Source organism: Micromonospora avicenniae (assembly GCF_900156065.1).
Classification (GTDB): Bacteria; Actinomycetota; Actinomycetes; order Mycobacteriales; family Micromonosporaceae; genus Micromonospora; species Micromonospora avicenniae.
Window position 1 is genome coordinate 50,685 of sequence record NZ_FTNF01000025.1, and the last position, 21,267, is coordinate 71,951.

General features: G+C 67.7%; 18 protein-coding genes. 9 read left to right on the forward strand and 9 right to left on the reverse strand.

Features of this window, described 5'->3' with window-relative positions:
- Positions 1–5: 5 nt before the first annotated feature.
- From BXA10_RS26215 to BXA10_RS26225, 3 genes are all read right to left on the reverse strand, one after another.
- Complete coding sequence (locus BXA10_RS26215; RefSeq protein WP_076473519.1) at positions 6–836, reverse strand: carbohydrate ABC transporter permease; 831 nt, start codon at positions 834–836, stop codon at positions 6–8.
- The gene (locus BXA10_RS26220; protein ID WP_084753313.1) at positions 833–1,786 is read right to left on the reverse strand and encodes a carbohydrate ABC transporter permease; all 954 of its coding nucleotides are present in this window, start codon (positions 1,784–1,786) and stop codon (positions 833–835) included. The genes BXA10_RS26215 and BXA10_RS26220 overlap by 4 nt, the downstream gene beginning before the upstream one ends.
- A gap of 75 nt (positions 1,787–1,861) precedes the next feature.
- Positions 1,862–3,109 (reverse strand): ABC transporter substrate-binding protein, encoded by a 1,248-nt coding sequence (locus BXA10_RS26225; RefSeq protein WP_076473520.1) that lies wholly within the window; start codon positions 3,107–3,109, stop codon positions 1,862–1,864.
- 122 nt (positions 3,110–3,231) lie between these two features.
- Between BXA10_RS26225 and BXA10_RS26230 the strand changes: the two genes are divergently transcribed.
- Positions 3,232–4,119 carry an IclR family transcriptional regulator gene (locus BXA10_RS26230; protein WP_076473521.1) on the forward strand — a complete coding sequence of 296 codons (888 nt, stop codon included), beginning with the start codon at positions 3,232–3,234 and terminating at the stop codon, positions 4,117–4,119.
- Between the two features lie 165 nt (positions 4,120–4,284).
- On the opposite strand, the gene BXA10_RS26235 is transcribed toward BXA10_RS26230, so the two are convergent.
- From BXA10_RS26235 to BXA10_RS26245, 3 genes are all read right to left on the reverse strand, one after another.
- Entirely contained in the window at positions 4,285–6,687 is a 2,403-nt protein-coding gene (locus BXA10_RS26235; RefSeq protein WP_076473522.1) for a family 43 glycosylhydrolase, read from the reverse strand.
- A gap of 196 nt (positions 6,688–6,883) precedes the next feature.
- Positions 6,884–9,946, reverse strand: coding sequence for a beta-xylosidase family glycoside hydrolase (locus BXA10_RS26240; RefSeq protein WP_245828510.1), 3,063 nt, complete (start codon positions 9,944–9,946; stop codon positions 6,884–6,886).
- 773 nt (positions 9,947–10,719) lie between these two features.
- A complete protein-coding gene (locus BXA10_RS26245; protein WP_084753320.1) occupies positions 10,720–11,346 on the reverse strand; it encodes a mycothiol-dependent nitroreductase Rv2466c family protein in 627 nt (208 codons plus the stop codon).
- A 39-nt stretch (positions 11,347–11,385) separates the two neighbouring features.
- On the opposite strand from BXA10_RS26245, the gene BXA10_RS26250 reads away from it, so the two are divergent.
- Positions 11,386–11,877, forward strand: coding sequence for a MarR family winged helix-turn-helix transcriptional regulator (locus BXA10_RS26250; protein WP_076473524.1), 492 nt, complete (start codon positions 11,386–11,388; stop codon positions 11,875–11,877).
- A 138-nt stretch (positions 11,878–12,015) separates the two neighbouring features.
- Here BXA10_RS26250 and BXA10_RS26255 read toward each other — a convergent pair whose 3' ends face one another.
- Both BXA10_RS26255 and BXA10_RS26260 read right to left on the reverse strand, forming a co-directional pair.
- Entirely contained in the window at positions 12,016–12,240 is a 225-nt protein-coding gene (locus tag BXA10_RS26255) for a hypothetical protein (protein WP_076473525.1), read from the reverse strand.
- A complete protein-coding gene (locus tag BXA10_RS26260; protein WP_076473526.1) occupies positions 12,237–12,908 on the reverse strand; it encodes an RNA polymerase sigma factor in 672 nt (223 codons plus the stop codon). The genes BXA10_RS26255 and BXA10_RS26260 overlap by 4 nt, the downstream gene beginning before the upstream one ends.
- Positions 12,909–13,053: 145 nt before the next feature.
- On the opposite strand from BXA10_RS26260, the gene BXA10_RS26265 reads away from it, so the two are divergent.
- The 5 genes from BXA10_RS26265 (at position 13,054) to BXA10_RS26285 (ending at position 17,684) form a co-directional block, all read left to right on the forward strand.
- Positions 13,054–13,821, forward strand: a complete 768-nt coding sequence (locus tag BXA10_RS26265) for an SDR family NAD(P)-dependent oxidoreductase (protein WP_076473527.1) — start codon at positions 13,054–13,056, stop codon at positions 13,819–13,821.
- Positions 13,822–13,986: 165 nt separating this feature from the next.
- Positions 13,987–14,469, forward strand: a complete 483-nt coding sequence (locus BXA10_RS26270; RefSeq protein ID WP_076473528.1) for a peroxiredoxin family protein — start codon at positions 13,987–13,989, stop codon at positions 14,467–14,469.
- Between the two features lie 29 nt (positions 14,470–14,498).
- Entirely contained in the window at positions 14,499–15,566 is a 1,068-nt protein-coding gene (locus tag BXA10_RS26275) for a glycoside hydrolase family 113 protein (protein ID WP_076473550.1), read from the forward strand.
- Positions 15,567–15,756: 190 nt separating this feature from the next.
- Entirely contained in the window at positions 15,757–16,938 is a 1,182-nt protein-coding gene (locus BXA10_RS26280; protein ID WP_076473529.1) for a lactonase family protein, read from the forward strand.
- 176 nt (positions 16,939–17,114) lie between these two features.
- Positions 17,115–17,684: a DM13 domain-containing protein gene (locus BXA10_RS26285; protein WP_076473530.1), complete on the forward strand. Its 570-nt coding sequence runs from the start codon at positions 17,115–17,117 to the stop codon at positions 17,682–17,684.
- Positions 17,685–17,811: 127 nt separating this feature from the next.
- Here the strand turns inward: BXA10_RS26285 and BXA10_RS32620 are convergent, their stop codons facing one another.
- Positions 17,812–18,921, reverse strand: coding sequence for a DUF4396 domain-containing protein (locus tag BXA10_RS32620; protein ID WP_084753324.1), 1,110 nt, complete (start codon positions 18,919–18,921; stop codon positions 17,812–17,814).
- Between the two features lie 355 nt (positions 18,922–19,276).
- Between BXA10_RS32620 and BXA10_RS26295 the strand changes: the two genes are divergently transcribed.
- Together BXA10_RS26295 and BXA10_RS26300 are read left to right on the forward strand one after the other, a co-directional pair.
- A complete protein-coding gene (locus BXA10_RS26295) occupies positions 19,277–19,933 on the forward strand; it encodes a TetR/AcrR family transcriptional regulator (protein ID WP_076473532.1) in 657 nt (218 codons plus the stop codon).
- A gap of 701 nt (positions 19,934–20,634) precedes the next feature.
- Positions 20,635–20,988: an OsmC family protein gene (locus BXA10_RS26300; RefSeq protein ID WP_245828512.1), complete on the forward strand. Its 354-nt coding sequence runs from the start codon at positions 20,635–20,637 to the stop codon at positions 20,986–20,988.
- Positions 20,989–21,267: the final 279 nt, after the last annotated feature.

Consider the following 21,267-nt stretch of genomic DNA (forward strand, 5'->3'; position numbering starts at 1 on the left):
TCGGGTCAACCCTTCACCGCACCGGCGGTCATGCCGGACACGACGTACTTCTGCGCCAACAGGTAGAAGGCGACGGCGGGCAGCGTGAACAGGAAGGCGACGGCCATCACCGTCTGGATCGGTGTGCCCAGCTCGCCGATGAAGTTCGCGATCCCGACGGAGGCCGGCTGCAGCTCCGGAGTGAAGACGAACGTCACCGCGAACACGTACTCGTTCCAGGCGTGGAAGAAGGCGATGACCGCGGTCGCCGCGATCGAGGGGGCGATCAGCGGTACGTTGATGCGGGTCAGGATGGTGAAGGGCCGTGCGCCGTCGGCGCGTCCTGCCTCCTCCAGCTCCTTCGGGATGCCGTCGATCGCGCCCTTGAGGATCAGCGCGACGATCGGCAGGACGAACGCGGAGTTCACCAGGACCAGGCCGGTCAGCGAGTCGAGCAGGTCGAAGCGGCGGAACAGCGCGAACAGCGGCACCACCATCAGCGCCTCGGGAAGCATCTGGGTGAACAGCAGCACGACGGTCAGCACGGCCTTGCCCCGGAACGAGAACCGGGACAGCGCGTAACCGAGCGGGATACCCAGGCCGACGGAGAGGACCATCGTGCCGACGGCGATCACCAGGCTGTTGAGCAGCCACCCGGCCGCCTTGCCCTCGGCCAGCGCGTCGACGAAGATCCCGAACCGGCCGAGGTCCGGCGTGAGGCGCGGCCGCTCGGCGAACAGGTCGCCGTTGCTGGACAGCGCCGTGACGAGCATCCAGTACAGCGGGAACACCGCGATGCCCAGTACGACCAGCACGGCTACGATCCGCGCGGTGAGGCCGAAGCGCAAGCGCCTCATCGGACGTTCTCCTTCTCCACGGCGCGAGCGACCAGTCGGCTACCGGTGATGACGATGAGCGAGATGATGACGCCGACCATGCCGATGGCCGCCGCCGAGCCGAGTTCCTTCGAGTCGAAGGCCTGCGAGTAGAGGTCGATGACGAGGGTCTCGGTCGCACCGACCGGTCCGCCCTTGGTCATGAGCCAGATGAGCTCGAACCGCCGCAGCGACCAGATCGTCATGAGCAGCGCCAGCAGTCCGACGGTCGGCTTGATGACCTGCCAGGTGACGGCACGGAAGCTCGCCCACCGCCCGGCGCCGTCCATGGTCGCGGCCTCGTTGAGGTCCTGTGGAACGGCCTGCAGCGCGGAGAGCAGCACCACGGAGGTGAACGGGAAGAGCTGCCAGATGGTCGTCGCGAGCACCGCCGGGAGCGCGTACCGGGGGCTGTCCAGGATCGCGCCGCCGGGTACGCCGAGGCCCACCGCGTCGAGGAGCCGGTTGACGATGCCGTACTGCGCGTTGAGCATCCACGTCGCGATGAGCGCGACCGCGATTCCGGGGGCGGCCCAGGGAATGGTCACGAGCGCCCGAGCCACGCCCCGGCCCCGAAAACCCCTGTTGAGCAGGAGCGCGACGACGAGTCCGGTGCCGACCGCGCCGACGACGCAGGCGACCACGTAGACGAAGGTGATCAGCAGGGTGTGGCGGAAGTCGGGGTCGCCGAAGATGCGGTTGAAGTTGCCGAGCCCCACCCACTCACTGCGGGTGGGATTGAGCAGCGACGTTCGCGTGAAGCTGAGGTAGATCTCCTGGAGGAGCGGTACCGCCTGGAAGACCAGGATGAACAGGGCGGCGGGTGCCAGGAACAGATACGGCGTCCACTTGCTGCCGAGCGGGCTGCGCCTGCGCCGTGCTCCGGGGCCACGCGTCGTGCCCGGTGCTCTCGTCTGGTCGAGCACAGTCATCGGGTGTGATCCTTCGGGGTAGGACGCCGCCGGCGGGGCCGACCGTCACGCCGGCGGCGTCGTCCTGTCGAGCTGTCAGCCGACCAGTTCGGTCGCCTGCTGCTGGGCTCGATCGAGTGCGGACTTCAGGTCGGCCTTGCCCTGCAGTGCCGCGATCACGTTCTGCACGACCACCTTGCGGATGTCCGGGGTCTTGGCCTCGAAGCCGAGCACGATCTGCGGCAGGCTGGTCTCGGTGAGCTCGTCGAAGACGGTGAGGAACGGGGTCTTTTCCAGCGATGCCGCGCTGCGTTGCGTGGTGGTGGCGACGCTGCTCGCGCCGAGGATCTCCTGCAACTTGACCTGGTTCTGAGGCTCCAGCGCCCACTTGATGAACGTGGCCGCCTCGTCCTTGGCCGGGCTCGCCTCGTTGATCACGATCGGTGCGAGGATCGCGCCCTGCTTGCGTACCGGGAACGGGATGGGCGCGACGTTGAAATTGAGCTGCGGGTTCTGGCCGCGCGTCGCGGTCACGTACCCCCCGTTGTTGAGTTCCATCCCGACCTTGCCCTCGGCGAACATCCGTCGGAACGTCGCCGCGTCCGCGCCGCGCGGGATGACGTTCGCGTCGTAGAGGTCCTTGTACGCCTGCAGGCCCTTGAGGTTCTCGGGCGAGTTGATCGTCAGGTTCTTGCCGTCGGACCACGCACCGCCGAAGCCGTAGACGTAATTGAAGATGTCCTGCCAGACGCCGGCCTCCTCGGCCTCGGTCTGGCGGAACGCCAGGCCGAAGACGTCGCCCTTGGTCAGCGACTTGGCCGTGGCGGTGAACTCCTCATAGGTGGCGGGTGGCTTCGGGATCAGGTCCGCGTTGTAGAACATCGCGTAGTTCGACGCTTCGAAGATGATGCCGTGCCGGACGCCATCGTGGACCATGAACTGGTCCGGCTGCTTGAGCAGGTCGTACTTGCCGGCGTCGACCAGCTTGTCAAGCGGCGCGATGAGGCCGGCGTCCGCGGCGGCCTCGAACTCGGGCATGTCGAAGCGGACCAGGTCGGGTCCCTTGCCGCTGCCCATCTGCGTGAGCACCGTCTGACCGAAGGTCGGGTACGGCACCGCGGCGGCGGAGACCTGCACCTTGTCCTGGCTCTTGTTGAACTCCTCGAGCCAGGCGGTCAGTTGCGGACCGCGACCCGGGTCGCCGAAGGTCGAAGCGGCGAAGGTCAGTTTCGCGACGCCATCACCGGAACCGCCGTCGGAGCCACAGCCAGTCAGAAGAGCGGCGACCAAGCCGAGGGCACATGCCGCCCCGACGACGCGGAAGCGGGCGGGCTGCTTACTCATCGTTACTCCTCTGCAACAGGTCAGAGTCGTCGAGATTAAATTTGCAACGATCGTAGCGACATATGCAACGGTGTCAAGTGGCGGTTGCGCGTGGAGCGCCCTATCATTGCGCATATTGCAATGTGGCGGCGGCAGAGAGCCGCCGTGCGAAGGGAGACTTCGCCTTGTCGCAATCGATTCGCCGCGCGATCGACCTGATCCGTCGCTCCGCAGAGCACCCGCTGTCACTCACCGAGGCGGCGGACGTGCTGGGCGTCCACAAGTCCACAGCCCTGCGGATCCTGCAGACCTTGGAGTCCGCGCGCTTCGTTCGCCGCACCGGTGCGGGGACGTACGTGCTCGGCAGCGGCCTCATCGAACTGTCGGAGCTCGCGCTCGGCTCGATGGACCTGCGCCAGTTCGCCGCCACGCACCTACGTGTGCTGCAGCGCGAGACCGGCCACACCGTCCACCTGGCGCAGCTGACCGGCGACGAGATCATCTACATCGACAAGGTGGACAGCCCGGCGTTCGACGCGGTGAAGCTGCCGTCCCGGATAGGGCGCGCGGTGTCGATCTACGCGAGCGCCGTCGGCAAGACGATCCTGGCCTACCTGCCGGCCGAGGAACGAGACCGCCTTCTCTCCCACGTCACCTACGAGCGGTTCACCGACACCACCTTCGCCGACCGCGACTCCCTCGAAGCCGAACTCGCCCGCATCCGCGAACACGGCTGGGCCACGGACAACGGCGAGCACGACGCGTACGTTATGTGCGTCGCCGCACCGGTCAGGGATTCGCGCGGGCGGGTCATCGCCGCCGCCTCGATCACCGCGATCGAGGTCATCTCGAACCTCGACCAACTGAAGAGCAGTCTTCCGCTCCTCTTGGAGACCGCGAACCGGATCTCGCACGAACTCGGCTACACACCTGCGTCCTCGGCGGACCGTGATCCTGCCGAGGCCCGACGACCAGTCGGTCAACGCACGCCGGCAGACGTGCGAAGCGAGTCGATGGATCTGACTGCCTGAGCCCGGCCTCTCAGGCGGGCGCCGTCCGTGCGACCGCCCGCGGAGCACAGGCGGTGCGCTGGGCGGCAACGACGCGCAGAGCATCGGCGCCGGCGCTGTATCCGGGCGCTGAACTGCAGGTGGCGGCGGCCCGGTGATGCCGAGCCGCCGCCACCATCGCGATGATCAGCCGCAGGAGCGGGCGGCGTAGCTCGCCGTGAACGACGCCGACACCGGCTCGCCGTCGACGGTCGCCGTGGCCGTCACCGTCACCTCACCCGCCGGCACGCTGGCCGCCGCGGTGGGGAACGACCGGAACTTCTCCTTGCCGGGCGGCACCGACCCGAACGGCCGCGTCCCGTACGCCGACTCCGCCGACGCCGACACGTGGACCGCCTCGTTGTTCGCCGTCCGGACCGTGACCATCACCTTCTCGCCGACACAGCGGGTGTCCGCGGTCACCGACAGGTCGAGCGGGGGTACGGCCTCGAACGCCCAGGAGTCGATCTCGAAGAGGTCCTCACCAGCCGGGCCGCGGTAGGTGAAGTAGACGTCGTGCACGCCGGACGCGCCCTGGAGGTCGGCGGTCACCTCGGCCCAGTCGCCGGTCGGCGTGTCGACCTGGATGGTGCCGACCACCGGGCCAGCGACGTCATCCAACCGCACCTCGATGCGTCCGCCGGCGGCGAGCGCACGCACCTTGGCCGTCACGCTGGCCGCGCCGTCGGCGCCGAAGTCGACCGACGACAGCGCCGTCCAGTCCGCGTCGTCGATGTCACGCACCACCAGGTTCGGTGCCGCGGTGCCGAACTCGGCGGAGGCGCCGTCGACCTTCGCGGTCGCGATGCCCTTGCTCCAGCCCAGGGTCTCCGCCTCGAACACCCGGTAGGGGTCGAAGTTGCGCACCTGGTCGACCCCGGCGTAGTCGCCGACGACCTGCTGGATGGTGCCGTCCGGGTTGAACGTCAGCTCCTGCAGGTGGGGGCTGCGGTACCCCTGGGTGGTGTTGCCGTTGATCCGCTTGTTCAGCGTCGGCGCGTGGTACGTGAAGTAGTACTTGCCCTCGAACTCGAACACCGACTGGTGGTTGTTGCCGCCGGTGCCGGCGCCGAAGAACTGCGACTGATTCGGGAACAGCACACCGGCGTAGGTCTCCTTCGGCCACGACATCGGGTCGTCGGAGATCATGTAGCCGATCTGGCCGCCGCCGGGGTAACCGGGCACGCGCGGCTGGTTACCGCCGAAGTCGTTGCCGCCGAAGTGCGAGGAGTACGAGAAGTAGTACTTGCCCTCCCGCTTGAACACATGACCCGCCTCGAAGGCGACCGGGGCGTCGACCACGACCGCGGATCCCTCGGTGGAGACCATGTCGTCACCCAGCTTGATCCCCCGCAGGTTCTTCGGGTTGTTGAACCGCTCGACCGGCGGCAGGCTCGTCGACGCCGGGCCGCCACCGAAGTAGAGGTACGCCTGGCCGTCGTCGTCCACCAGCGGCGCCGGGTCGAACTTCCAGGCGACGGTCTCCGCGCCGGGAGTGCCACCGTTGATCAGGGTGCTGGTGCGCTCGCTGGTCCACGGGCCGACCGGTGAACTGCCGGTGATCACGTTGCTCGAGCCGCCACCGTTGGCGTAGTAGAGGAAGAACTTCTCCTGCCCGTTCACGACCTTCTTCGCCATGCCGGGCGCCCACGAGTTGCCGGTGAACGGCGCCACGCCGTTCGGGCCGGCCACCTGGATCTCACCGTGGTCCGTCCAGTTGACCAGGTCGGTGGAGGAGATCACGGTGATCTGGTTGATGTCGCCGTAGTTGATGCCCGGGGAGACACCGGTGGACGGGTTGGGGGCGTACCCCTGGGTGTCGTTGGTCATGTATAGGTACACCCGGCCGTCGTGCACGAAGCCGAACCCGTCGGCGCCGAACTTGTGCCCGATGAGCGGGTTGTGCTCGCCGGGGAGTTTGCCGACCACCTCGATGGTCTTCGACACGACGTATTCCTGGAGCGTCACGTCGTCGACCTTGAAGTCCATGAGGTGGGTGTCCGGTGCGCTCGACGGGGTCGACGTCCACGGCGTCTCGACGAAGATCCGCGCGGTGCTGACATTCTGCCCAGCGGGGATCGTGAAGGTGCCCTGGATGAGTCCCCACTGCCCGCGCGGCACGGTGACCGTGCCGAGGTTGGTGTACGTGGAGCCGCCGTAGTGCATGGTGACGAAGAACTGCTTGGTCGACGGGCTGTTCGGGTTCTCGTACTTCACCTGCGCAGTGACCAGGTAGGTCTTGCCGGCCTGCACCTTGCCGGAGAGGTCCTGCATCGGGCCGGAACCGGTCGTGCTCCGGTTGGTGACGAGCACCGCGCTCGTACCGGAGTGGGCGTCCGTCGTGGTCGACAGCGCGGCGGTGTCGGCGGCGTTGCCGTTGTTCGCGAACCAACCGGCGAGGCCGTCCTCGAACCCGCCGTTCACGATGAGGTTCGAGCTGGCCGCCTGGACGGGCGCCGCCGCGACGGCGCCGGATCCCATCACCAGTGCGACGACCGCCGCGACGGCGGTGATCCGCCGTCGAGTCGATCTCAGCAGACGTTGTTCCACGACACTTCCTCCTTGATCTGCGAGGTGAACCGGGAAACGGTTCGTGGGTGCCCGGTGTCGGTTGCGGTACGGCCCGGAGCGGATCCGGTCGCTGAGCGGGCCGCCGTCGGGGTGCGTCGGCCGGCTCGACCGGAGCCAGGGGGTGTGTTGGAGGGCGGGGCGGCCCGAGGCTCAGCCGGGCCGCCCCGTCCGTCACTCAGTCACAGGATCGTGCCTCGTACGGTGCCGTCACCGTCACCTCGGCCGGCACGCCGTTCAGCCTCGCCGACCCGGTCACCGTCAATTCGCCGGCCGGCACACGTGCCGCGCCCGTCGGGAAGACCCGGGACTTCTGCTTCCCCGCCGGCAGCACCCCGAACGGCGTCTGTCCGTACGCCGAGGTCGCCGAAGCCCTGACCTGGACCGTTTCGTTGTTCGTGACCTGCACCGTCACCATCGCCCTGCCGTCGGCGCACCGGGTGCCGGCGACGACGGACAGGTCCAACGACGGCGTGTCGGTCCTGAGCACGCCGAGTCGGGCGAGCTGGTAGCTGAGTGCCCGCTCCGGCGCGTCGATCTGGTTCTGGCTGCCGAACCCACCGGCCCGCGCCGCCTTCGCGCCGGCGAGCGCGGCCTGCATCGCCGCCCACGCGTCCTTCGGGTAGTAGTGCTTGTCGAGCGTGCCGGCGTGCGCGATGGCCGCGTCGAGGTCGGTGGTGTCGAGCGGCAGGCCCTGCGCGGTCAGCTTGTCGCTGAGCAGGTAGTAGTCGAAGTCGACATGTCCACCGGTCTCCTGGGTCGCGTAGTTGAACAAGCCGACCCGGTGCCCCATGAAGTGGGCGAGGCTGCCGTCCAGCGTCTGCGGGCCGACCCGGCTGCCCAGGCGCGTCCAGTTGAGCCCGTCGAGGCTGTAGTAGAAGGTCGTCCACAGCTGGCCGACGGGGGACGCGAAGTCCAGGTCGGCCTTCAGGTACACCTCGGTCGCGTCCCCCAGCGACACGGTCGTGCCCGGCAGGAAGTTCTCCAGCGTCGCCTGGTCGAGGTCGACCGCGAACGGCTGGACCCGGTTGACGATCCCGAGGGTGTTCGCACCGCCGGTGCGCTTGACCGCCACGTACGAGAATCCGCGGTTGTAGGCGGCCAGGCCGGCGACATCGCCGTTCTTCATCCCGCCGATGTCCAGCTTGGTCTCCGCCGACTGCCGCGGCCCGAACGTACGCTGCGACAGCGTGTTCCGGGCCTCCTCGAACCAGGCCAGCTCGGCGCGGTTGGAGAGCTTCGTGTAGACGTACTTGCCGGTCACCACCTTGCCGGTCGTCAGCCGCAGCCATCCGTCCCGGTCGGTGAGCGACCAGTACCGGTTGTCGGGCGCGTGGTTCCACTGCCACGCCACGTCCAGGCGCGACCCGTTGGGCTTGATCTCCTCCTCCGTCGGGTACTCGGCCGTCACCGGCTGCCCGATGATCGAGACGTCGTCGATCAGGTACTCGACGCTCGACGACGGCGGCTGCGGGTTGGCCCACGGCGTCTCCACCGCGAACTTGAAGTTGTCCAGGTTCGCCGTCGCCGGCACCGTGTACTGGCCCGACACCGTCGTCCACTGCCCGACCGGCACGCTCCTGGACGCCATGACCTGCACGCCCGCACCCCAGTCAGCGGCCAGGTTGAACTGCACCGCGCTCGGGCCGGAGGTGTACTTGATCTTCGCGGAGACGGTGTAGGTCAAGCCGTGCTGCATCTTGCCGTTGAGGAACTGGTTCGGACCGGAACCGTTGAGGGTCCGGTTGCTCACCTTCAACGCCGCCGATCCCGCAGCCGGATCGGCCGAGCCCAGGCTGACCGTCGCACCGTACTGAGCGCCCCACGGCGACACCGATCCGGACTCGAAACCGGGATTCTGCAGAAGCTCGACGCCGATGAGGGACTCGTCGTATTCGGGCGGCTCCGGGATCGCCCACTCCTCGTCCGTGTACTTCCTGTGCGGCGCGTCGTTGGCGAAGTCATCCGAGGCGACGACGCTCTTCTGCCGCTCGAACAGCTCATCGGCCGGGCTGAGCTTGATCGGCTTTTCGAACACACCGTCCACCGGTACGACCCCGTTGTTGCCGAAGGTCGGCCAGCCGTCCTGCCACGTGGCCGGGATGAGCGCCGGGATGCGGCCGATCGGGAACGTGTCGCGGAAGAACATGCCGTACCAGTCGGTCCCGCCGCCCTCGCGGGAGATCGGCACCAGGCTGCCCTGCGCGAAGCCGTTCGAGTTGAGCACCCCACGCGCCTCGTACGTGTTCACGCCGCCCGCGGACGTGTAGCGCCCGAGCAGATCTCGTGAGCGGAACATGACCACCTGGCGCCCCTGGCCCGAAGGCCAGGTGATGATGACCGCGTAGTAGTAGCCGTCGATGTAGTAGAACTGGGCGCCCTCGAACAGGCCGCCGATGAACGGCTTACCGGCGTAGTCGTTCGCCGTGAAGATGTTGGAGTAGGTCTGCTCGATGGCGGTCAGGTCGGAGTTGAGACGTACCGCGCTCGTCCCGCCGGAGCCGTAGAAGATGTACGCCGTACCGTCGACATCGAAGAAGAGTGACGGGTCGTGCAGGCCACGACCCAGCGGGGTGCGCTGCCACGCCCCGTTGTCGATGTCGTCGGTGCGGTAGAGGTACGCCCCACCGAGGTTGTTCGTGTTGAAGACGACGTAGAACATGCCGTCGTGGTAACGCAGCGACGACGCCCACTGGCCCTGACCGTACGAGTTCTGCCCGTTGCGCAGCGAGAACGCGTCACCGATGCTCGCCCGATCGAACACGTAGTTGACGATCTCCCAGTTCACCAGGTCGTAGGACTTCATGATCGGCGCACCGGGGCTCAGGTGCATCGTCGTGCTGATCATGTAGTAGACGTCCCGGCCCTCGTCGTTCTCCGCGGCGGGGACCCGCTCCACGCTGATGTCCGGCACGTCGGAGTTGAGCAGCGGCACCGAGTACGAGCCGTCACCCTTGTCGGTCGACGTGTACGACGACCGGGGCGACCATCCTTCGGCGGCAGACGCCACGCCGGCCGGCGCCATCAGACCGGCGCACACGAGCGCACCGATCGTCGCGATCGAGAGTCCACGCACGCTCTTGTGCCGGGTCACACCGGCACTCAAGTGCTTCACCAGGGCGGCGGCGAGAACCAGAACGACGGCGACAACCCCGGCCGCTGGTGCGGCCATCGTCAGGGCCAGCACCGCCACGGCTACTGATGCCCCGACACATAACCGGGACACCCTTCGGTTGCTCATGATGTCTCCACTGTTAACGGTAACATTCTACGGTGCCCCATTGAAACATCGATGAAAAACACTGTCAACGGCGCTGGGTGCGCTCCTCCCGGGTGACGCCGGGCGGGCCGCGCCCCCGAAAGACGGCGATTGTCCGCTTTGGACAGATGCTCGGTGACCCGGATTCGAGCACGCCGAGCCGGATGCCCGCGCCGGTAGACCACGACGCTCAACTGCGCAGGGCCGCCTGACCCGTGGCCACTTCCTCGGCGGGACAAAAGGCTCGGCACGATGAATCGTGCACCGCACAGGTCGTCCTGTTTCAGGCGGGCGTTCCACCGCTCCAGGTCGTCCTCGGCAATCCATTGAGGCCTGCGAATCGAGGTTCGCGGCCCACGATTGTTAACGCTCTCACCCTGACTGGCGGGCGAGGTCCGTCCGCGTCAGCGAAACCGCCTCGGGCTCCGATGCCGGTTGACCCGCCTCTTGAATGGTCACGCCGTGCAGGTCTGTCGGAATCTCGGGCCGGGCGACGGCGTGACGGCCGGCGACAGACACTTCGCCGCAGCGCCTCGACGCCGCGGCAAGAGACACTTCGCCGCGGCGTCGAGGCGCACGGCTCGCCATGGCCGCAACCGGGCCGGCGACGAGAAGAGAGGTGCGTCCACCGAGGCCACCTCCAAGGGGAGGCAACGGGGCCGTGGGCAGGGCCACGCGCGGGGCCGCGCCGTGGATCACGGCCCCGCGCGGCGGCCCGACCGGCGATGGGCGTGTTCTCTAATCACCGTGAAGAACTACGCGAAACTGAGGTCCTCAGCCCGGGCGCGCTTCAGTTCGGAGAACGCTCGACAGCCTGCGAGTAGGCGGACGCCGTCGAAGACGCGCAGAGCCTCTTCGCCGCGGGGGATCGAGGTCAGCACGGGGCCGAAGAAGGCGACGTCATCGACGGCGATCGTCGGGGTACCGAGATCCTCGCCGACGAGTTGCTGTGCGCGGGCGGTGCTCGCCCGCATCTCCTGGTCGAAGTCGCTTCGATGAGCCGCGTCGGCCAGTTCGACGGGCAGGCCCGCCTCCGCCAGGGCCGCCGGGATGACGGTGTCGAAGTCCTTGTCGGCCTGGTCGTGGATCCGGCGCCCGAGTGCCGGGTACAGCCGGGCGAGGGCAGCGGCGCCGTGTTGTGCGACTACCGCCGCGCACACCCGCGCCGGGCCCCAGGCTCGGTCGTTGAATTCGCGGTACCAGGGCTCCAGGTCGCGATGCTCGTTGATCACCGCGAGGCTCAGCACCTCGAACCGCAGCTCGATCGGACGCATCCGCGCTACCTCCATCAGCCAGCGCGAGGTGATCCAGGCGAACGGACAGGATGGGTCCACGTACGTCGTCACCACCGAGGCCGACGTACCATCAAAGTTATCTTCCACGGAAGAGAATTTATCTTCCACGGAAGGTAAGATGCAAGAGTGGATGAGGACCGCATCGCCGAGATCGTTGGTCAGTGGCGCCGTGAACGACCGGACCTCGACGCCAGTCCGTTGCTGATCATCGGGCGGATCCAACAGCTGGCCGAGGCGCTCGACGCTGCCCTGCGGCCGACGTTCGCCGCGGCAGATCTCGGCAATGGCGACTTCAACGTGCTCGCGGCCCTACGCCGAGAGGGCGAGCCGTACACGCTAACAGCGGGTCAGCTGAGCCAGCGGATGCTTGTCACCACCGGCGCGGTGACCAAGCGGGTGGATCGGCTGATCGCCCGAGGCCTCGTGTCACGCTCGGTCTCGGCAGCCGACGCCCGCGGCAGAGTGGTGGGGTTGACCCCGGCCGGAGTCACGTTGACCGACCAGCTCATCGAGAAGCATCTGGCCAACGAGGAGGCCGTGCTCCGCGGCCTCACCGACAATGACCGCAGAGCGCTCGAGCACCTACTGGCGACGCTCGCCCGAACCGTGACTCCCTGACTTCCCGCCACCCGGGCTGGGCCTGCCGACGCGCACCTCACAGCGCGATTCGCGCGGTGGCGCACGTGCTTCCGCACCTGGGCGCCGTAAGGGGCAGCGGTCAAGGGCCTCGACGTCAGGCCCGACGAGTGCCTCGGGTCAGGGCCTTGGCTCGGTCATCGCGGCCAGCAGACCTTCGAGGTCCTCTTTACACGGGCCGCAGTCGCGCAGGTGGGCGGCGACTCCGCGGTAGCGCTCGGCCGCCGCCTCGGCGTTTGTGGCGGCCAGCTCGGCGTACAGGTGCAGAAGCTCCATCGCCTGGCCGCAGCCGACGTCTTCAGGATCGGTGTGCAGAAACCGGTCGAGTGCGGACAAGCCGTTCATCGCTGCTCCGAGGTGTTGACATGCGGATACCCATGAGCGGCGAGAGCGGTCCGCAGCTTACGCCGGGCGTCGAACATGATTTTGTAGACCGCGTTCCGGTTCGAGCCGAGCCGCGCGACCAGGGCATCCAACGGTACGCCGTTCAGCACGATCTCGACGAATACCTGGCGCTGCCGGTCGGTCAGCTCCGTCTCCACCGCCCGGCGCAGCGCGGTGATCAGCTCGCGCCACTCGGATTCCCGCGCCGGGTCGAGGCCGAACCGGTCCGGCAGCCGCTCCCAGTCCTCGGCCTCCAGCGGCACCTGGGGCCGGCGCCAGAAGTGGCGGCCGATCTTGCTCGACACCTCGAAGATCACGAACTTGTAGGCCCAGGTGCTGAAGCGACTCTCTCCCCGGAACTGCCCGATCTTGCTGGTGATCGCCAGCAGCGCGTCGGCCGCCGCCTGGTGCGCCAGGTCGTCGAGCTCCGGTCCGTCGACGCGCAGCAGCCCGCTGCGGCGCCGTACCTCACCGCGTGCGACCCGCAGCAGGAGCTCGTGCAGCCGTACGACAGCCGCCTCCCGCTCCGCGCCGCTGCCGGTGAGGGCGCGCACCCACTCGGCCGACTCCGGGTCGAGTCGGCTTGAGGCGTCGAGGCCGTCGTCCAGCGTCGTCGGGTCTGCCGGCATCACGTACCGAACTCTAACCACGGCCACGCCCAACGACCTCCAGCGCGGCCCAGGAGGCGGGTCGGCCGAGACGCCTCGCGGGCCTACGCTGTGACGGCGGTCTCATGGCGGTAAGAACTCGCCCGGAGCACGACGCCAAGATTGCATGACTGATTCGTTCGCAGGCAGGACCGCGTTGGTGACCGGCGCCGGTCGGGGCATCGGCCGGGCGATCGCCGTAGGACTCGGCCGGGCGGGCGCGACCGTCGCTCTGCTGGCGCGTTCCGAAAACGAACTCGCCGAAACCGCGGCTCTCATCCAGGAGGCGGGTTCCCGGGCACTCGTCGTACCGGTGGACCTCGGCGAGGACGAGCAGCTCTCCAGCGCCATCGGGCGCGTACGCGACGAGCTGGGCGACGTCGACATCCTCGTCAACAACGCGGGGGTGGTCTGGCCGCTCGCGCCGAGCGTCCGGGCAGACCCCACCGAGTGGGCCGCGGCCATGAAGATCAACGTGGTCGCGGCCGTGACGCTCACGTTCGCCTTCCTGCCCGGGATGGTCGAGCGCGGCTGGGGGCGGATCGTGAACGTCTCCACCGGCGCCGTCGCCAACATGGCCAGCATGATCGGCGGCAACGCGTACCTCGCGAGCAAGGCCGCGCTCGAGGCTCACACGATCAACCTCGGATTGGAACTCGACGGCAGCGGCGTCACCGCCAACGTCTACCGCCCCGGGCCGGTCGACACCGCCATCCAGACCTGGATCCGCGACCAGGATCCGGCCGCGATCGGCTCCGCGCTGCACCAGCGGTTCGTCCGCTCGCACGCCGACGGGAAGCTGCTCACTCCAGAGCACTCCGCAGGTGTGCTGCTCGCCCGCCTGGGCGCGGACGACCGCACCGCACAGGTCTGGGACGTCTTCGATCCCGCCTGACCCGGCCGGTGAGCGGGCACCCGGGCCTTCCGCCGCGCGCCCGGCCACCGGTCGCCCGACGGCCCGGCGAGACGGCGACCTGCCACGCGGGTTCTCCATCCGCGCCGGAAACTCGCCGACCCGACCCAGAAACGATCCGCAAATCGAAACGAAGGAGATTCAGAAATGAGCCTGCTGCAGCCTGGTGAGCAGTTTCCCGCGCTGACGTTCTCCCTGCCCGACGGGGAGACCCTGCGAGTGCCCGACGCCCTCGCCGGCGGCTTCGGTGTGGTGCTCTTCTACCGCGGCTCGTGGTGTCCGTACTGCAAGGCGCAACTGCGCGCGTTCCAGCGGTCACTGGGGAAGCTCGCCGAACTCGGCGTCAAGGTGGTCGCGGTCTCCGTCGATGACGAGGCGACCACGAAGCAGACGATCGCCGAGCACGGTCTGGAGTTCCCGGTGGGCCACAGCGCCGACGCCGCCGCGTTCGCCGAAGCGACCGGCGCATTCGTCAACGACGACCCGAGGCACCTCCAGTCGACCGGCTTCGTGCTCGACCCGGAGGGCAAGGTCGTGGTCAGCGTCTACTCCAGCGGTGCGATCGGACGCCTCGTCCCCGAGGATGTCGCCGGCCTGGTCCGATACCTGCGTGAGCACCAGACCGCGTAGCGCCGAACACCGCGGAAGTGAGCCAGGAGATGACCAGCACCCTTCCCGCCTTCACCGTTGAGCACGGCGACGGCTGGCGGTTCCGTACGCCCGGCGGTGAGCCGTTCCGCTCCATCGGGGTCGTGCACGCCGACGACACCAACCTGCGTTATCCCCACAACATCGACATCTACCGGGCCCGGTACGGCGGCTCGCGCCGGCGTTGGCTGCGCGAGGGCCTGATCCCGGAGATGACGTCGTGGGGATTCAACACCGTGGGCTGGACCTCCGAGTACGTCAGCGGCAGCGGACTGGCCACCGAGGGGCGGGTCGTCGACCTGGGTCACTCGGAGGGACTGCCTCCCGACGAGCTCGCCGACACCGGTCTGCCGTACACGCTGTCGCTGCGGGTCGCCGAGATCGAGCACTGGAACGGCGTGCCGGCGTACCGCGATCCGCGTGAGCCCGCCTTCGCGCAGTGGTGCGACCACCTGGCGCGTACGCTCTGCCGCCCCGACGACCCGAACCTGCTCGGCTACTTCCTGGTCGACGTCCCCTGCTGGGGCCGGCACCCGACCGGTGCCGGCCATCCGGGGGGAGAGCTGGCGGCCATCGCCGAGGCGTACTACCGGGTCGCCAGTGAGGCGATCCGGCGGCACGACCCGAACCACCTGATCCTGGGTGACCGGTACGGCATTCGGGTCGGCGCGCCCGAGCCGGTACTCGACGCCATGGCGCCGTACATCGACGTTCTCTCCGTGCAGGTGTTTCCCGGGCCCGGGCCGGGGCGCCTGGAGGCGGCTCTGGACGTGGTGGACCGCTGGCACGAACGAACCGGCCGGCCGGTCCTCATCGCCGATACCGGCAACTGGTGTCCGACCGTGATGAGCCCGGGCCGTACCGGTTCCTTCCGCAATCAGCGTGAACGCGGTTTGGCCTACGTGGCCTTCGGTGAGGCGTTCGCCGAGCGGCCATGGTGCCTGGGCTGGCACTGGTGCAGCTGGCTGGAGAACCCGCACCGGGGTTTCGGGCTGAAGGACCCGTGGGACGAACCGTACCGGGATCTCACCGATGTCGTGACTGCGACGAACTTGAGGCTGGGGCGGCTTACAGCGTGACCGACAGCGGCCCGGCCTCGCGACTTCGCAGCGGTGGGAAACACTCGCTTGGGCGGATCGGCAGGAAGGACCACAACTTCACCCAAAATCCTCCTTCCGGGTAAACGGAACGAGCATGGCGTCCGGTGACCATAGCCTGCAAACAGGAAGGTTCTTCCCGTTCAGGTTGGTCAGGCGCGAAAGGTGGATCATGAAGCGCAAAACGTTCGCCGCCGCTGTGCTGCTCGCCGGATTGACCGGTGTCGGAGCGGTCCCCGGGCTGGCATTCGCCGACGGGGGCGGCCCGGACTACCGGAACGACGACCGCGGTGGTCACGGACACCACCAGGAGGACGGCGACGACGGAGCCGTGTTCGTCCAGACGAACAAGGCGGAGGGCAACACGATCAAGGTCTACGACCGCGACGAGGACGGCCGCCTCTCGCCCAGAGGCGAGTTCGAGACCGGTGGCCTGGGCGGTTTCACCGTCGGCGCGCCGGGCGACGCACTGGCGTCGCAGGGTTCGCTGAGGTACCACGACGGGCTGTTGTTCGCGGTGAACGCGGGCAGCAACACGGTTACCGTGTTCCGGGTCGACGGCACCAAACTCAACCGGCTGCAGGTGATCTGGTCGCACGGCCTGCTGCCGGTCAGCATCGACGTACGCGACGACCTCGTCTACGTGCTCAACGCCGGCGGTGAAGGCTCGGTGCAGGGCTTCCACCTGCACAAGGGCCGGTTGTCGCCGATCGAGGGAGCCCACCGGTCGCTCGGGCTGCACAACGGCAACCCGCCCGCCTTCATGACCGCCCCGGCCCAGGTCGAGATCGACCCGGAGGGCAAGTTCGTGCTGGTGAGCACCAAGGCCGCCAACGTCATGTTCACCTACCGGATCGGCCGCGACGGTGAGCTGTCCCGGAACCCGGTGATCAGCGACGCGGGCAACACGCCGTTCGGGTTCACCTTCGACACCGAGGACACGCTGCTGGTCACCGAGTCCGGCAGCAACGAGGTCAGCCGGTTCGAACTGGAGAGGGACGGCCGGCTCGACCAGATCGGGCCGTCGGTGCCCAACGGCCAGCAGGCGCCGTGCTGGATCCAGCAGGTCGGCGACTACTTCTTCGTCGCCAACGCCGGAAGCTCCACCATCAGCTCGTACAAGGTCGACAGGGACGGAAAACTGGTCCTCGTGAAGGCTGTCGCCGCCGACACCGGCGGCGGTTCAATCGACCTGACGGCCGCCGACGGATTCCTCTACGTGCAGAACGCCGCAGCCGGCAACGTGCAGGGTTACGAGATCGGCAAGGACGGCTCCCTCCACCTCGTCACCGAGGTGAGCGGCCTGCCGAAGTTCGAGAACGGAATCGGGATGGAAGGCATCGCCGCCTCCTGACTGACGTCCATCGTTGGCCCCGGTCGCTGACGCGACCGGGGCCAACGCATGTGCTGGGAACTGCCGGAAGCTGTCGCAGCTCCGCTGTTTCGCCGTCTGCGGCGGGTGGAGCGGCGGTAAGGGTTTCGCAACAATGGTTGCCGATCCGGCGACCGATGCGCCGTACCCTCGCAGGGGTGTGGACGAAGAGACTACGGTCGCCGTTGGCCTGGGCGAGCATGGTCGTGGTCGGCATGATCGCCGCTCTTGGACTCTTCTGGTTCCAGCCGTGGAAGCTGCTCACCGACACTCACGTCGACGAGGCGCTACCGGTGGTCGAGCGGACTCCCCCGCCGACCGGCTCCGTCTCCGCCGGCGCGCTGCCCAGCTCGGCCACCACGACGCCGGTCGCGAATCGGATCGTGTCCGCCGGCGACTTCATCACTCAGGAGCATGAGACGACCGGCGGTGCGGAGATTGTCCGGCTCGCCGACGGGCGGCACCAGCTCGTCCTGCGCGATCTCGACACGTCCGACGGGCCGGACCTACGGGTCTGGTTGACCGACCAGCCGGTGAAAAGCGGGGTGGCCGGCTGGCGGGTCTTCGACGACGGCACCTGGTTCGAGGTGGCACGACTCAAGGGCAACCGCGGCGACCAGGTGTACGACCTGCCGACCTCCGTCGATCCGGCAAAGTTCCGGAGCGTGTCGATCTGGTGCAAGCGCTTCAGCGTCTCCTTCGGCGCCGCCGCTCTCAGGGCCACCTGACCGCTTACCTGGGGTGCGTGAGCGGCGCTCGGGCCGGTCGGGTCGGTGCCCATGACCGGCTTCCGCCAGGATGCTCGGCGGAGCACGAGCTGAGCTTTCCGCCATGGGCGTCGGCGCGGCGCGCCTACTACGGCGCACCCAGCAGCTCCCCCTTGGCACCGCGGCGGATCAGCCACTGGGTCGGCGGCCAAGCGACAAGGAAGCCGATGATCAACCCGATCTGGACGATGAGCCAGAACACCGGATTGCTGGGTGGCAGGGTCTCATGGAAAACCGCCAACTCCATCAGCGCCAGCCAACCCAACAGGGCGATCTCGAAGACGGTGACGCTCAACAGGTCTCCCTTGAGAAATCTCCGCACTGCCGCCCGCACCCTTCGAGCACCCCGGTCGGCCTCAGTGGAGTATCGGAATGCGAAACCTACCAGGACCGCGGCTAAGTAGTCGCCTATGAATTCTGGCCACAATCTCTTGTCGAACATCTCGAGGCTGAAGCCGAAGACGACCACAGTGGCAATGATGGCACCCAGAACGCAGTGCGTCGCGCAATGTAGTGTTTCGATTATCGTGACCGCGTGTCGTGAGATCTTTGGCGGGGTACGGTGCCGCTCCAGCCAGCGAGGAGACTGGGGTCTACCCCACCGCCGGTAGGCCAGGACACCCGCCGGACCAAAGTAGAGAGCGGTTGCCGGCCAGACGATCTCCATGACTTTGACCGGCTGGCGGTATCGAAGAACGAAATGGTCGACAACTATGACGACGGTACTCGCGAGGCCCACTATGAGCGTGGCCCACGAGAGCACCACGAGCCATGTTGATTGCAGAACAATCTCCCTCTCACCGCGGGGCATTGAATGCAATGCCAGTGACGGGGGATGACAACCTCGTCGGAACGTCACTGCCGTGGTAGCGGAGAAGCCGGCGACCTGGCGGCCGGGCACGCTACGTCCGCTGCCACCGCCTCCCGCATTGCTGGCGCGACCCCTACACCAGGCACGACCAGGGCGACACCAGGCGTGGCGACAGCAACACGCACGGTGAGCACGGTCAATCACGATAACAGCCGTTAAGGTGAGGCGTTGCCGGTTTGACTGAAGATCCGCCGACCAGGGGCGACGAAGATCGTTCCAACCGTTCAGGGCGCCCGCGTTGGCGGACAGGCCGCGCGCCCGTCGGGAACGGCACCCAGCCGCATCTCGGTTACGTCCAGGGCGGGTCGCGGGGCAGCAGGGATGCATTCGACCCCCGGTACCGGAATACGCGACATTGGTCCCCTTTTTTACGGTAATGGTGGCCACCGGATCCAGCTGCGGGTGATGCGCGCGCCACACCGAAGCGTCGACACTCGCCTGCCCCGGCCGCCGCTGCCGGGTCAACGCGGGGCAGCCCCCAAGCGGAAGCTTGTCGCGGCGAGGACCGGATAGTCCAAATCAAGGCTCCGCCTGTCGGCGGTCCAGCGGACATCGGACCGGCTAATCGAGCTGGCAGCGCGGCGCTCGTCGGCCACCGTCAGCCGAAATGCGGCGCATCACGAGATGGACTCTGCGGTCCCAATCTCCGCTGTTTAGGGGCACTACTGGATACACTTGAGGGATGGCCGACGAGCAGGTGGCTGCGCCGACGAAGCAGCGGAGGATCAGTCAACGGGGCATCGCGACCCGGGAGCGGATTCTCGAGGCGGCGAATCGGCTGATGTTCGTACGCGGAGTGAACGCGACGACCCTTGACGACATCCGCGAGGCAAGCCAGACGAGCAAGTCTCAGCTTTACCACCACTTCGCCGACAAACAGGAACTCGTCCGCGCGTTGGTCAAATATCGGGGCGCGCTCGTGCTTCAGCGTGAGCGTGGCGGACTCGAACGACTGAGATCATTCTCCGGGCTGGTCCGGTGGCGTAACGCGCTGGTCCAGGCCAACTCGCTCAACAACGGCAAATACGGGTGCGGCCTCGGGTCAATGGCTGTCGAGCTGTCCGACCAAGACGAGCAGGCTCGATCGATGCTGTCGGAGACGTTCGCGGCATGGGAGAAGCTGATCAGCGATGGCCTGCACCGGATGCGGGACAGCGGTGCACTGCGCCAGGACGCCGACCCGGAGAAGCTGGCCACCGGGTTGATGGCAGCTCTGCAAGGCGGCTACCTCCTGGCGAACGCTGCCCACGATGTGGCGCCCATGGAAGTTGCGCTGGACATGGCGCTGGACCACATCAAGTCGTTCCTCACGGAGCCGACCGGTGAGCCGACCCGTTAACTGAGCCCCTTTTTCATCGCGCTCAGGCTGTTCGCCGGCGGGGGTGCGAGCAGCCCGGAGGTCGATGATCGCGCGGATCCGGGTCACAGCCAGGTGCGGGGATCCTTGCCCGCGACGCGATGGCCGACAGCAGATGCCGGTCGCCTTCACCGCGGTGAGAACGCCATCATGTCGTCCCCCGCGTTTCTTGATCGGTTGTGCTGCGACTGCGGGCCATCGCGCATCGGGATGTTCCTCATGTCGTCCGGATTCGAGTGCGACCACGCCGCCAGAGGGCGACGAGGCTCGCCGTCCTGGTGCGTGAGCGACGGCACATCCCACACCTTCACGGACTGTTTGGTCCGATCCGCAGCTCGACACTCAGCACGTCCAGCTGAGGGCGAGTCGCCCGTCGCCACGTCCGTTGCGCGTCCTGATCTACCCAGAGGTGAGGATCCACGCGGGCCGAGCGGTCTGGCGACGAATGACCGATTGGACTATTCAGTCCGTGGAGGCTAGCCTGCTCACGCACTCGGTCAGGGGTGGGACGCCTGGCCACCACCCCGCTCGGACTGCGGCTCGGCTGTTGCTGGATGCGCGTATCCGGACCGTCACTACCAGGATCGATCTACAGGAAGGCACGGCTCATGGAAACCGATCGGGATCGTGTCGTCGCATCCGCCCGAGCTGTCCTTCCGCTCACTGAGCGCCGGCGCACGGACATGACCAGCCGCGGCTTCACGTTCGTCGCCGATGAACCGCACAACGGCGCGGTCGGCGACGGCCCGACGCCGACGGAGTACCTGTTGATGGCGCTCGCGTCCTGCACCGCTCAGACGCTGCGGCAGTACGTCGACTACAAGTACGACAACGCCGGTGACATCATCGTCGAGATCGACTACCACGAGCCCGAGCAGGAGGGCGCAGAGCGCTACCTGAAGCGCACGATCACGCTGAGCGAGGAACCTGACCCCGACGACTTGAAGGTGATGCATGAGATCGCCGAGAGGTCGCCGGTGACCCTGCTGATCCAGTTCGCCTGGAGCGTGAAGACGGAGTTCGTCGGGCCGCGCTGACGTCAGGCAGCTTGCTGCTCGGCCATCACGACCGAGCAGCAAGCGGTTGCCGCTGCGCCGCGGGCGGCAGTGACGGTGTTTCCATCGACGCGGCCCGGCCATGAGTTCACTGGTAGTCACCCGCACCCCGTATCGCCGGCCTCGACGCTCGCTCCGCAGCCCACTTCAGCTGCGGCAGCGCGATCAGGACTGAGCCGTGGGGTCGCGCCTGCCTCGCGGCACGATTTGTTGCTACCCGTGCTGGCCCGGCCAGCGCGTCGAAAGGTGACGTGTGACCGG

Bases quoted from the DNA above. Each gene is read 5' to 3' on its own strand.
- BXA10_RS26215 (WP_076473519.1), bottom strand. From the start codon at position 836: ATGAGGCGCTTGCGCTTCGGCCTCACCGCGCGGATCGTAGCCGTGCTG.
- BXA10_RS26220 (WP_084753313.1), bottom strand. From the start codon at position 1,786: ATGACTGTGCTCGACCAGACGAGAGCACCGGGCACGACGCGTGGCCCC.
- BXA10_RS26225 (WP_076473520.1), bottom strand. From the start codon at position 3,109: ATGAGTAAGCAGCCCGCCCGCTTCCGCGTCGTCGGGGCGGCATGTGCC.
- BXA10_RS26240 (WP_245828510.1), bottom strand. From the start codon at position 9,946: ATGAGCAACCGAAGGGTGTCCCGGTTATGTGTCGGGGCATCAGTAGCC.
- BXA10_RS26255 (WP_076473525.1), bottom strand. From the start codon at position 12,240: ATGAACGGCTTGTCCGCACTCGACCGGTTTCTGCACACCGATCCTGAA.
- BXA10_RS26260 (WP_076473526.1), bottom strand. From the start codon at position 12,908: ATGCCGGCAGACCCGACGACGCTGGACGACGGCCTCGACGCCTCAAGC.
- BXA10_RS26265 (WP_076473527.1), top strand. From the start codon at position 13,054: ATGACTGATTCGTTCGCAGGCAGGACCGCGTTGGTGACCGGCGCCGGT.
- BXA10_RS26270 (WP_076473528.1), top strand. From the start codon at position 13,987: ATGAGCCTGCTGCAGCCTGGTGAGCAGTTTCCCGCGCTGACGTTCTCC.
- BXA10_RS26275 (WP_076473550.1), top strand. From the start codon at position 14,499: ATGACCAGCACCCTTCCCGCCTTCACCGTTGAGCACGGCGACGGCTGG.
- BXA10_RS26280 (WP_076473529.1), top strand. From the start codon at position 15,757: ATGAAGCGCAAAACGTTCGCCGCCGCTGTGCTGCTCGCCGGATTGACC.
- BXA10_RS32620 (WP_084753324.1), bottom strand. From the start codon at position 18,921: ATGCATCCCTGCTGCCCCGCGACCCGCCCTGGACGTAACCGAGATGCG.
- BXA10_RS26295 (WP_076473532.1), top strand. From the start codon at position 19,277: ATGGCCGACGAGCAGGTGGCTGCGCCGACGAAGCAGCGGAGGATCAGT.
- BXA10_RS26300 (WP_245828512.1), top strand. From the start codon at position 20,635: ATGACCAGCCGCGGCTTCACGTTCGTCGCCGATGAACCGCACAACGGC.